Annotated in this window: 9 protein-coding genes and 1 pseudogene; 3 read left to right on the top strand and 7 right to left on the bottom strand. The window is 51.2% G+C overall.

Annotation, left to right across the window (positions count from 1 at the left end):
* Window positions 1–233 precede the first annotated feature (233 nt).
* From cysS to ACKI61_RS15170, 3 genes are all read left to right on the top strand, one after another.
* Complete coding sequence (gene cysS, locus ACKI61_RS15180; protein WP_407458495.1) at window positions 234–1,688, top strand: cysteine--tRNA ligase; 1,455 nt, start codon at window positions 234–236, stop codon at window positions 1,686–1,688.
* 166 nt (window positions 1,689–1,854) lie between these two features.
* Entirely contained in the window at window positions 1,855–2,511 is a 657-nt protein-coding gene (locus ACKI61_RS15175; protein WP_407458494.1) for an MBL fold metallo-hydrolase, read from the top strand.
* A gap of 88 nt (window positions 2,512–2,599) precedes the next feature.
* The gene (locus ACKI61_RS15170; RefSeq protein WP_407458493.1) at window positions 2,600–3,751 is read left to right on the top strand and encodes an acyltransferase family protein; all 1,152 of its coding nucleotides are present in this window, start codon (window positions 2,600–2,602) and stop codon (window positions 3,749–3,751) included.
* Window positions 3,752–3,802: 51 nt separating this feature from the next.
* On the opposite strand, the gene ACKI61_RS15165 is transcribed toward ACKI61_RS15170, so the two are convergent.
* From ACKI61_RS15165 to ACKI61_RS15135, 7 genes and pseudogenes are all read right to left on the bottom strand, one after another.
* Window positions 3,803–6,457: an FISUMP domain-containing protein gene (locus ACKI61_RS15165; RefSeq protein WP_407458492.1), complete on the bottom strand. Its 2,655-nt coding sequence runs from the start codon at window positions 6,455–6,457 to the stop codon at window positions 3,803–3,805.
* Window positions 6,458–6,476: 19 nt separating this feature from the next.
* A complete protein-coding gene (locus ACKI61_RS15160) occupies window positions 6,477–9,578 on the bottom strand; it encodes an FISUMP domain-containing protein (protein WP_407458491.1) in 3,102 nt (1,033 codons plus the stop codon).
* A gap of 101 nt (window positions 9,579–9,679) precedes the next feature.
* A complete protein-coding gene (locus tag ACKI61_RS15155; protein ID WP_407458490.1) occupies window positions 9,680–10,525 on the bottom strand; it encodes a patatin family protein in 846 nt (281 codons plus the stop codon).
* Window positions 10,522–11,220 carry a lysophospholipid acyltransferase family protein gene (locus ACKI61_RS15150; protein ID WP_407458489.1) on the bottom strand — a complete coding sequence of 233 codons (699 nt, stop codon included), beginning with the start codon at window positions 11,218–11,220 and terminating at the stop codon, window positions 10,522–10,524. Before ACKI61_RS15150 ends, ACKI61_RS15155 begins: the two co-directional genes overlap by 4 nt.
* A complete protein-coding gene (gene fabZ, locus ACKI61_RS15145) occupies window positions 11,220–11,666 on the bottom strand; it encodes a 3-hydroxyacyl-ACP dehydratase FabZ (protein WP_073054460.1) in 447 nt (148 codons plus the stop codon). The genes ACKI61_RS15150 and fabZ overlap by 1 nt, the downstream gene beginning before the upstream one ends.
* Window positions 11,663–11,806, bottom strand: coding sequence for an SDR family oxidoreductase (locus tag ACKI61_RS15140; RefSeq protein WP_407458488.1), 144 nt, complete (start codon window positions 11,804–11,806; stop codon window positions 11,663–11,665). Before ACKI61_RS15140 ends, fabZ begins: the two co-directional genes overlap by 4 nt.
* A gap of 4 nt (window positions 11,807–11,810) precedes the next feature.
* Window positions 11,811–12,019 (bottom strand): annotated as a pseudogene (locus ACKI61_RS15135) (hypothetical protein); the annotation flags it as partial.

Raw genomic sequence — 12,019 nt, 5'->3', positions numbered from 1 at the left:
TCGGGCAAGCCTAGCAAAGTAGCCTTGATTGCAGTGGCGAACAAGCTGCTTCGACAACTTTATGCAGTCCTTACGAAAAAAGAGGCCTATGTACCAAATTTTTGTACAAAAGCCTCTTGACATTTAATACAGTATGTCATGCCAATTGGCACAAGCGCCATTGTCGCGACTCTCGCCATTTGCTATATTTGCACCCGCTTGGCGCATGTGCGCCGCATTAAACGGAGGCTAAAATGGCTCTACAGTTCTACAACACCGCATCGCGCAAGAAAGAAGTATTCACTCTCCCGGAAGGCGTTCCCGCCGTGCGCATGTACTGTTGTGGCCCGACGGTGTACCATTTCGCCCATATCGGCAACCTCCGCACCTACATTTTTGAAGACTTTTTGGTCCGCACGCTGAAGTACTACGGCTACAAGGTGAACCACATCGTGAACATCACCGACGTGGGCCACCTCACCAGCGACGCCGACTCCGGCGACGACAAGATGGAAAAGGGCGCCGCCCGCGAAGGCAAGTCCGTCTGGGACATCGCGAAGTTCTACACCGACGCCTTTATGGCCGACTGGCACCGCCTCAACATCCAGGAACCGACCCGCTGGACGCCTGCCACGCAGCACATCCAGGAACAGATTGAACTGGTGAAGACCCTGGAAGAAAAGGGCTACACCTACCGCACCAGCGACGGCATCTACTTCGACAGCCTCAAGTTCCCGCGTTACGCGGACTTCGCTCGCCTCGACGTGGAAAACCTCCGCAAGGGTAGCCGCATCGACATGGGCGAAAAGCACAACGCCACCGACTTCGCGCTGTGGAAGTTCAGCCCGAAGGACAAGAAGCGCGCCATGGAATGGGACAGCCCGTGGGGCGTCGGCTTCCCCGGCTGGCATATTGAATGCTCTGCGATGGCCATGAAGTACAACGGCCCGACGCTCGACATCCACTGCGGCGGTACGGACCACATCCGCGTGCACCACACGAACGAAATCGCCCAGAGTGAATGCGCCAACGGCGTGCCGTTTGCACGTTTCTGGATGCACGGCGAATTCCTGCGCACAGCAAGCGAAGAAAAGCTGGAAGACGGCACCACCGAGCAGAAGTTTGGCAAGATGAGCAAGTCCAGCGGCGAGTTCCTGACGGTATCTCTCCTGATGGACCGCGGCTTCAACCCGCTCGACTACCGCTTCTTCGCCATCGGTAGCCATTACCGCAACTACCTGAACTTCACTTGGGAAGCTCTGGAAGGCGCTAAAGAAGGCCTCAAGAGTTTGCACAAGAAGACGGACCCGCTGATTGGCAAGGCTACCGCGATTACAAGCGATGCAGCCAAGGCTTTCCAGCAGGAATTCAAGGACGCCATCGGCGACGACCTGAATATGCCGCGTGCGCTGGGCATCATGAACACGATGCTCAAGAGCGGTATTGACGACGGCGAAAAGGCTGCGCTGGTGGCCGACTTCGACCAGATTTTCGGTCTGAAGCTCGACGAGCCCCGTGAAGAATACGCCAAGAAGGGTGCGAACGATGGCGTGGATGTCGCAAAGATTGAAGCGCTGATTGCCGCCCGTAAAGAAGCGCGCGCCGCCAAGAACTGGGCCGAAAGTGACCGCATCCGCGACGAACTCGCCGCCATGAACGTGGTCATCAAGGACAGTAAGGAAGGCACGACCTGGGAAATCAAGGGTTAGTAGACAGTAGACAGTAGACAGTGGTTAGTGATTAGTGGTTAGTGGTTAGGGGTGTAAGAGAAACATTACACATCACTCATTCCACATCACACATTGTATAGTTCATGTTCAAAGGCGAAGGTCCCGAGCGAAAAGCGTCGGGCCTTCTTTTTTATATTAAAGAGAAATGATACTAAAGGCTTTTACATTCAATCCCTTCGGTGTGAACGGTTTCGTTTTAAGCAACGACGCCGGCGATGCGATTCTGATTGACCCGAGTGTTTCGAGCGAGCGCGAAGAAGCGGCGTTGGCGAACTACATTGCCACAAATAACCTGACCGTGCGACACCTGCTGAACACGCACCTGCACCTGGACCACGTGCTGGGCAACGCGTTTGTGGCTCGCAAGTACGGCGTGCAGCCCGAGGCCCATGAGGAAGACGCCTTTTTGCTTGACCTGCAGGAAGAGCAGAGCCAGATGTTCGGGCTCCCGCTGCGCACCCCTTCGCCCGGACTCGGCAATTTCCTTGCCGAGGGCGATGCCGTCGAGGTGCCCGGCATCAAGCTGCAGGTTTTCCACATCGCAGGGCACTCCCCCGGCGGCATCGCGTTTTTCTGCGAAAACCCGGGCGAAGTGAACGGGCAGAAAGATGTTCCGCCGCTCCTGTTCCCGGGCGATATTCTATTTGCAGGTAGCAGAGGCCGAAGCGACCTCTTTGGCGGGGACGACGATGCACTTGTAAGCGGGATTAAAAGCAAACTGCTCTCGCTCCCGAAAGAGACGGTGGTGTTCCCCGGACACGGGCCCATGACGACGATTGCAGATGAAAGCAGGTGGTACTAATCGGTGATCCCGGCACAAGGCCGGGATGACAAACGCGGGGACGACAAAGAGTCGGGCAAGACAATCAAACGACATGAGTGACAAGGCGATGGCAAGAATTGGGTGGATTGACGAGTTCAAGGGATTCGTGTTGTTGCTCGTGTGCCTTTATCACGTGGAGCAGTCCTTCCCGCAGGCGCAAATGGGGATGTTACACCTGAGTGCGCTCCGCATGTCAGCCTTCTTCTTCATTTCGGGAATGCTATTCAGCACGCGGCGCTTTCCTGATTTCAAAAGCTACCTTGTTCACAAGACGCGCGTCTTGCTCGTTCCCTACATCCTGCTTTCGCTGTTGTTCCTCGTACTGGACCCGGTGCTCTACAACTTTGACTTGTTCCCGAGGGCGCCCCGCATGACGGTCATGAATATCAAGCCCGAAATCGCGACCGTGTGGGATTACATCTACTGGAACCTTGCAAAAATATTTGTGGCAGGCAAGTCTTCCATCGGATCGGGACCGCTGTGGTTCGTGTTCACGCTGTACTCGGTAAGTTTGCTGTTCTATGGGGTGCAGAAAATTGCGAATCACATAAAGGCTCCGCGGACCGCGACCATAATCATCGCCATCGCAAGTCTCGCAGGCGGCTGGATGCTTTACAAAAATCAAATTCGCTTGCCACTCGGGATAGAACGCGACTTGACGGTGTTGTTCTTCTTTGCAAACGGATGGCTGTGCAAAGGCGCAGTAAATAAATTTTCTATGGATTGCTTCGTCACAAGGGCTCGCAAAAACGTGGGAACTTTGCGTAACGGCACCATTCTCGCGGCAGCAGCAATCCTCTCGTTTGTCATTTACGCCTTCATCGAAATTCCCGATCCGAATTTCAGCATCATGAACAACGATCTCGGGAAATCGCTCCCCGTATTCCTCGCTAGTTCCTTCTTTGGAATTGCGGGTCTTGTCGCCACATTCATGTTTGCAGACAAACTACCAGACATCGCCCCCATCCGCATCATCAAGGGAATTCTCCGCAACATCTCGCGCAACGCGCTCGTAATTCTTGCGGTTCACTGGTACATTCTTCTGGTTATGCGCTTGCTTTTCCGCGAAGCCTTCAACAAGCCTGGCATAGCATACATTTCCATCGCCATCGTGGCGACAGGTGTTATCGCAGCCATTCCGCTGTTCCGCTGCAGGCTTTACAAGCTGCTCGGCAAGCAGCCTACAAGCGCGCGCAGTGCTTTAAACATACAAGAGTAATGGACCTCTTCGGGCTTACGCCCTCGCAATGACGCAGGAATTGAGCGGTCATCAATCCACAATGCAGCGAATGGCGTATGCGTCTTCTTTCAGGGCTCCAGTTTGATAATTAACCGTCATGGTCGTATCCACATGAATCACTCTGGCCGTACCATCAGTTTCCCCTACATCAGACGCCCAATAATAGGCCGCCATATAGTCACCGTTGAGATGCGATCTGGGATCATTACCGGGAGGAAGATAATCCATATCCACAAAGCCATCCTTTCTAAGACCAAGGCCATAGAGATCAGTTCCTACATAACTGGTTCGAATATCCCACCTCCGGAACAAAGCCAAAAGCCCTTCTGTCGGCGACAACTTCTGCGCATAATCAAAAAGAGTTTTCCATTCCGCCAAGGACGGAATATGCGTCCCATCGGGACAAATATCCTTTTTTCCCATAGCATCGGTCCATTTATAGTAATACGATCTATATATTTGTTCTCGAGCTTCATACTCCTTCGGATCTATTGAAAAAGTATAGCCATCAGAACCATAAGCTGTATAAACCCAATAATGCAAATCGTAGTTCAACCATTTTTGTGAACCCATTGTTACAACACCATACACCCTTCCATCTCGTTTATCCTTAAGGCTATCACGAACAATAGGCTGCCACATATATCCCGAAGAATATTCAATACAGGCACTCGTGGACTTTCCGTCATAATAATAAGTCCTTGGGATTTTAGCAGAGCACAAATTATAAATGCACACACTTGTATCCAGCCCATTGAACACACGTTCTCCTAAGCGTTTTTCAGTACAACCTCTCATATAGTTTTGCATAGTGCCCAAGGACCAGCTTTTCTTATAACTTAACACACTATCGACTTTGCATACATAGACTCGTCCATTCAACAAAACACCTTTGTTCAAAATCGATGTCCGACAATAGCCTCCCAGAGCCGAGTCAAGAGACGTCATTGCATACCATTCCCCGTTATACTGATAAGCACTCGTATCGCAAACATATTCTACCCCCTGGTACACCTTCTTTTCGCCCCTCGCGGAGCGACAATAAGGGAAAATTTCGCTTGAGGATGACGATTTCCAAGTTCCATGGTCACACTTGTAATAGTCGCCATCAAGTTCCTTGACAAATGTCGTATCTGTCGGGCAATAGCCCCACTTTTCTTCCGCCGTAGAAGCGGTCATCCATTTATATTCGCCACCATAGTATTTGCAATAATAGATAGTCCCTTTATGTTCGCCCTTGTTGCCAACACTCAAATCGGTGCAGAAGCCCAAATTTCGATCCAGGTTGTCAATAAGATCCCACGCTTCCGCCAGGCACATATATGTAATAATGCCTTCGTTGATCGTGTCGTGAGCATTGCTTTTAGTACACTTTCCAAAAATTTCTTCTATACTCCCGCCCTTCCATTCGCCATTCTTACAAACATAATGGGCTCCGTCAATGGGACTCGTGATGACGGAGTCACTCATTTCGAGCTTGCATCCGCCCACCAGTTCTTCAAGCTCGGTAGTCTTCGCCCAAATGACCCCCCTGATGCATGTATAATGTTGCGTCCCAAAGGCCGTTCTTATTTCTCCATACAAGGAAGCATCGCACACCCCCAGGAAATCCCGTTCGGTGGCACTTCTCCAGCGGTTTTGTTCACATGTAAAATATTTACCACTATCGGCTTCGGCAACCGTACCTTCACGCGTTGACGAGCAGTATCCAAGAACCGACGCCGGATACGTCAACTCAACGAAGCCGGTGTCCGTACAGGCGTAACGCACATTGTTCACATAAAATTCCTCGTTGACATGCTTCCTGGTGCACTTGATTCCCGCATCGTCGGCGGTGGTGAGCCCCCAGTAGCCGGACTTGCAAATGTACACAAGTCCATTCACCAGGTACTTTTCGCCTTCCTCGCTGGACTGACAAACTTTTGGCGTCACTCGATAGCTATCCCATTCTCCTCTATAGCACCGATAGTTAGAATCTTTCTCTACAACATACATCGAAGGGAGTTGATCGTTACATTCGGGCAGGTCGGAATATGACGCGACAATGCTCCGGTATCTGACACAGCGCAAGGAATAAAAGCCATGATCGAGACTGAATGTCTCCGAAAAATCACCATACCGGTTCATCACCACCGCAGAATCATTAGACGCCAGATACTGCGCCGAATCGTTAATACCCGCGCATTCCAAAGAATCATACTTAAAGCACGCCCCCGCATAGCTGAACGAGCGCGGGTCTTCCTGCATCAGGTATTTCCAATCGGAAACTGTGGGAATGAAAAAGTCCCTAGGGCACAAGTCCTCGGCATTTTTTTTCATATACAGTCTGCCGTACAGGGTGCAGTTGGATTCCTTGTAGGCGTAGCAGGTGCTTTTGACAGAAGGATTCTTGTCGCTTATGTTTTCGTTGATCCACGTATAAATTCCAATTGTCCGAGTCTTATAGGAATTTCCCGTCAGCGAATCCACCATCCTGCCATCGACAGGAGTGTCGTCGTTGATTTCCTTGGCATCGGAATCTACAACGGTCGTCGCACTTGTAATCTCTGCAGAACTGGAAGACCGCAAAGGCTCTACCGAGCTGGACGGGCTATCGTTTTCTGGAGCAGGGGCGGAACTTCCCGAATCGCCACCACATGCCGTAATCACCAGAAGCAACGCCGCAAACAAAACAACTATTGGCATATCATACTCCTTTCCCTTTTTAATTCTTAATGCAACGAACACCCAGCCCGATAATCTTAGCGTTTACATATTGCGCAGAGCTGTCCGGTTTCAAAGTCATGCCAAAAGACATATATTCTTCATCCTCAATCCAATAGAAGGCTCCGCTCGTAGAATGGGACTGCATCGTCATCGGATCAGAACCATTTTGCATATAGAATTCATAGAACCCTGTCGGCGTAATATTCAACCCATAAAGATCCTCGCCTTTATCCTTGTCCCAGCCTTCTCCGTAATATGAATAATCGTTACCAACGGCTTTCAAGACATCATTTATATCGCTCCAATCTCCACGCCCTGGCAGGCGCCAGCCCGAAGGGCACGCCTTCTTGGCAGACGACCATGCGTAAAGGCGACCATTACTACAGCTACCAGAATTTCCGATACACCAGCTGGAATCCGCAGTCGCATAAGAGAGATTTTCGACCATCATGGTGACTCCACCGGCCGTGAACACCCTGTATTTTCGACCATCGCGGGAATCGGTCATCGTCTCGGTCGTAATACCCGTCCACTTGCCGTTGGAACACCTGCTATTGTTGAAGCCGTTGAACATCACCTTGCCTTCGCTGGACGCATTACAGTCGCGCATATATTCGCGAATAGTCACTTCTTTCCAGTAATACTTCCTGTAGTTCGGAGTGGTGATGCTAGCGGTGGTCGAATCGCACATGTAGTAGGTACCATCGTAGAACAAAGTGTCATACCGCATCGCCTTGGTACAGTACCCCTTTACGCTGTCGACACTTTCCAAGGCGACCCAATCATTCCATTTCAAGTTGTTCTTGTCACAGGCGAATTCCTGATCCCGTAGCACGACCGTTCTCGGTTCCACATTATTGCCGAGCCCACACTGCCCATAGATTTCAAACGGGTCCGTAACAGCTTGCCAACGGGCATTAATGCACTTGTAATACCAGGTCGGCTTCAACTGCTTGTAGAAAACCGTATCGGCGGGGCAGTTCCCCAATTCCCAATCCGTTGCCGAGGAGGTTTCCCATTTAAGATTTTTGCAATTGCATACATAATACGAGCTGCCATCCTTCACCGCAGTGCCGCAATTACTTTCCTTGCAGGTTCCCAGATTCTTTTCGAGAGCAGTCATTTCGGTCCAATAGGGGTCATGGCAAACATACTGCTTTCGGCGATAAGTTTTCGCCTCACCGGTATTGCTCCACTTACAACTACCCAGATAGCTGTCCGCACCGCCATCAGTCCACCGCCCATTGGAACACACATAAGCCGTATCCGTCACACGCTTTACCTCGCCCGCATTTGTGGACGAGCAAATGCCAAACCGAACTTCGTTATTGTTCAGTCTAACCCATTCCGAGCCCGTGCAGCGGTAGTACTCCGTATTTTTATCTACAACGATGGAGTCCACCTTGTTAAACATGTCGGTCTTGCAGAACCCCATGGCACTGTCTTGACGGGTCTTTGTCGTCCAGGATTTTCCAAGACAGTAATATTTATTGTTGTTGAAGACAATCTCTTTGTACTGGCAGGTGCTATCGCAATAGCCAAAGACATCCGTGATGTATGCGGTTTCCCACCTCGAATATTTGCAGGCGTAATAGGTTCCGTCTTTCGCCTTCTTGACGGACTTGTCGTTTTTATCGGTACACATTCCAAGATCAAGTTCCAGATTACTCATCTGGTGCCAGCCACTTGTAGTGCAGTAATAGCTATAATTCCCAGATTTTGCAATTTTCTCTAATTTGGTAGAATCGCATTTCCCGATGTAATCTTCCAACTCCACAAGGCGCCAGTAGGTATTATCGCAAATGTAGCCTCTTCCTTCTTCTGTCGTGTCGATCACATCCTGTTTTTTGGGAGTACACACGCCCAGTTCTTTTTCAAGTTCCGTCAACTTCTGCCATTCGTCATTGCGGCAAACATAGGCCGTATCCTGGAACTTGACCTTCTTGTAGAGCTTGGTACTGTCACAGAATCCCACATGGTCCGTCATTACGGAGCGTCGCCAGCCACTTGTATCGCAGATGTATTCCACCCTCTTTATAACAGAATCGCTGCGGACGCGTAGGGTGTCGAAGGTTCCCAGCAGGTTGCTGCGGCAATAGCCGAACTTTTCTTCAAGCTCGGTAAAGAGGCGCCATCCGCCATCTTCGCACACGTAGCGCTCCCCGTTGAACAAGAACGTCGTCGAGTCGTTTTCCTCGGTGCAGGTTTCGCGGGCATCGTAGATATTGGCCACCTTCCATCCGTCATATTTGCAGATGTACATGGTGTCGTTGATCGTTACCGCCGTTCCCGTAATGACATGGTCACAGTCATCACTAAAGTCGTCTTCCCAGCGAGTTCCAAGGCAGCGGTAGTTGCTCTTCTCGCTCACCACGTAGAAGGGCTCCAGCCTATTTTTACTAGTGGAATCGCAGAGCGGCAAATCCTTCTTCGTTGCGACGATGTAGGTGTAGGTCATGCAACGCAACTGGTAATAGCCGAGCTTCAGCGTATTTTCAAATGTCGGCAGCGGAGACTTCGGCGAAAGCACAGCGACACCGTCGGACGCTAGATACTTGCCCTGGGAATTTAGGCCCCTGCAATCCAGGGAATCCATTCTGTCGATGCAGTAGCCGCCATAGGTAAACTGCAGAGCGCTCACCGCTTCCGGGTACATCAAGCTATAGTCGCCAAGCCAGCTCCAGTCCCTTTTGGACGGAAGGTCAAATCCTGAGGGGCATGCCGAATTTGCCGACGGCAACTCGAAAAGCCGACCGTAAGTTTCGCAGTTTTCGTCTTCTTCGCCGTAGCAGATACTCGACGTTCCGACACCTCTCCTAGTCACATTATCGGTCATCCAAATGTACATGCCGATCTGGACAATTCCAATGGAGTCTCCCGTGCGGTAGTCCTCAATTTTGCTGACAATCACCGGTGCGTCCGACGCCTTTACATCGACATCGGAAACGCCGCTTGAGTCGCGGTCGGAAACTCGGAGCGAATCCTGCTCCGCGGAATCTTCATTTTCAGGAACCGAACTGGACTTTGAATCCGAACCACACGCCGTCAGGCAAAAGCACCAAACAGCAAAAAAGAGAAATGCCTTAAGAAAGACTCCCATATTTTCCTCACTAAGTCTAGCCCCTGTAGACATCTAACTAGACGACTAAGTCACAATGTAGAAAACTTGTCCACCCACTTCAGCGGACTTGCCGCCCTGGGCTATATTTCAAGGAACGCCTTCAAGTCATCCATGCGCTTTTTGGCCATTTCGACACCATGTTCGTAGGACTCATTCATCTTGTCCATATTGGTATCGAACTGGTCGCAAAGATCAATCAACGGGCGAATTAGGAACAGGCTTCCTTCCTTTTCCAGCTCTTCAATCCGCACGAACATTTTCTCGTAGCGATTCAGGCGAATCATGAGCGCACGGAACAGGTCCGGATACTTGCGCTTGTACAGGGGGTTCAAAATCGCACGGTACTTGCGAAAATCCGTCACGGCCTCGCCGGGGTAATGCGTCGAAATTGCCACCACCTTGTCGCAGCCCTTTTCAAAGGCGCGCTCGAACGGAATCGGCGCGGTAATGCATCCATCGGCATAGTGCTTGTCGTCGAGCGATGCAATCGGGAAAATCATCGGCAAGGCGCAACTGGCGCTGATCAAGTCCAGCAGGCGCTTCTTGTCGTTCTTTTCGCTCTTGAATTCGGCACGGCCCGTTTCGCAACAGGTAAGTCCAATCTCGAATTCAATTTTTGAATTGCGGTAGGCTTCGAAATCGAGCGGCATCTCGCCATCTGCCGAAAGGTAGTTCAGCGCACGGAATTCCTTCTGGATTCCAATGTACTTGCTCGCCCACTTCTTGCCCTTCTGCAGACGCGTCGGAAGCACAATGAAACGCAGACGACCCTGCTGGTGCGTAATGTAGTTGACCGCCGCATGGGCCCCCGCAGAGACTCCCGACACATAGTCGAATTGGATGTTTTCATCCATGAGCGTATCGAGTACGCCCGCACTGAACATCGTCTGGCGAGAGCCGCCTTCTAGAGCCAACCCGACCTTCACGCCTGCACCTCCTCGGGTGTATCCGCGGCAACAGGCAAAACCGGCGCATCGCCTACGCCAAGAGCCCGCTGCTTGAGTCCCCAGACTTTCTGCCTGAAGTATTCGCTGCGTTCGGCCAAGTGTTTCGAAGAAGAGATTCCCTTCACGCGTTCAATCTTTTCAGGTTCGCTCACGACAATCTGCGTGCGGTGTCCACGCTTATAAATGCCATCGATTCCCACCGACAAGACCGGGGCACCCGTACTGCGGGCAAGGAATGCAAAACCCGTCTTGAATTCGTTCAGCAAGCCGTCATAGCGGCACTTGCCTTCGGGGAAAATGATGACGTTGTTTCCCTTTTCCAGTTCACGCTTGGCAAGCAACGCCCATTCGGTATCCAGGTTAAAGCGGTCGCAAGGAATCACGCACTTCACGCGGGTCAGCGCCCAGCTGAAATGCGGGTCTTCAATCTGATCCTTTGCCACCACAATGCTTTTGTGATGGAAAAAGATAGCGAGCATCATGAGGGGGTCCCACATGCTCGTATGGTTCGCGATAATCACCGACGGCGTCTTCAGACGCGAAGACTTAACGGTTTCACCGACGAAGGTCACCTTCGGGCGGTACCACACCAACAAATAGACGCGCACGGTGTAGATGACTATCACCATGACGAGTTGCATGAAAAGTTCGAACAGCGGGTTCTTCTTTTTCATTATTTTCCGAGAGATTCTTTCGGGATGCTCGTAAAGGTCAGAGCACCCTTCGCGTGAACGTTGCCGTTCACTTTCACGATGCAGTCAAAGCCGACCAGCACGCCGCCTTCTTTTGTCTTCTTCACAGAGATTTCAAGCTGGTCACCCGGAATCACCGGCTTCACGAACTTGAATCCGTCAATCTTCAAAAGCACATAGAGATTCTTTTCCAAATCTTCGGCAGGCTTTTCGATCACAAGCGAGCAAAGCTGAGCACAGCTTTCCACAATGAGCACGCCCGGCATAATCGGGGTTCCCGGAAAGTGTCCCGTAAAGTACGGCTCGTTCACGCTCACATTCTTGATGCCCACGGCAGATTCGTTCGGCGTAAGTTCCGTGACACGCTCGATCATCTGGAACGGCGGACGCTGAGCAATCTTTTCGCTGATTTCGTAAATATTCATCATAGAGAAAGACCTCCGTCGAGCACGAACACCTGGCCGGTCACGTAGGCAAACTGGTCAGAAGCCAAGGCAGAAACAATGTTCGCGACTTCGTCGGCAGAGCCAAAGCGCTTGCCGAGGCCGATACATTCCAATACAGACACGAGTTCATACCTCCTTTTCCGCGTTCTGCTCCAGAAGAGTCAGGATGCTGCTGTGTTCATAACCCAAATGCGCCATGGCCGAAAGAAACTGCCGGATATGGGCGGCGGCCAGCGCTCCGTCGGTGCTTATGCTCTTGCCAAAAACCATAATTATCTCCCGCAATTTGCGGGTAATACCGAGTACGGCAATTGGTACAGCTATTGTACCGAGGC

Source organism: Fibrobacter sp., from assembly GCF_045601785.1.
Taxonomy (GTDB): Bacteria; Fibrobacterota; Fibrobacteria; order Fibrobacterales; family Fibrobacteraceae; genus Fibrobacter.
This window is presented reverse-complemented; position numbering and strand designations above follow the sequence as displayed.

Excerpts from the sequence above, each read along its gene's own strand:
- cysS (WP_407458495.1), top strand. The coding sequence starts at position 234 with ATGGCTCTACAGTTCTACAACACCGCATCGCGCAAGAAAGAAGTATTC.
- ACKI61_RS15175 (WP_407458494.1), top strand. The coding sequence starts at position 1,855 with ATGATACTAAAGGCTTTTACATTCAATCCCTTCGGTGTGAACGGTTTC.
- ACKI61_RS15170 (WP_407458493.1), top strand. The coding sequence starts at position 2,600 with ATGGCAAGAATTGGGTGGATTGACGAGTTCAAGGGATTCGTGTTGTTG.
- ACKI61_RS15165 (WP_407458492.1), bottom strand. The coding sequence starts at position 6,457 with ATGCCAATAGTTGTTTTGTTTGCGGCGTTGCTTCTGGTGATTACGGCA.
- ACKI61_RS15160 (WP_407458491.1), bottom strand. The coding sequence starts at position 9,578 with ATGGGAGTCTTTCTTAAGGCATTTCTCTTTTTTGCTGTTTGGTGCTTT.
- ACKI61_RS15150 (WP_407458489.1), bottom strand. The coding sequence starts at position 11,220 with ATGAAAAAGAAGAACCCGCTGTTCGAACTTTTCATGCAACTCGTCATG.
- fabZ (WP_073054460.1), bottom strand. The coding sequence starts at position 11,666 with ATGATGAATATTTACGAAATCAGCGAAAAGATTGCTCAGCGTCCGCCG.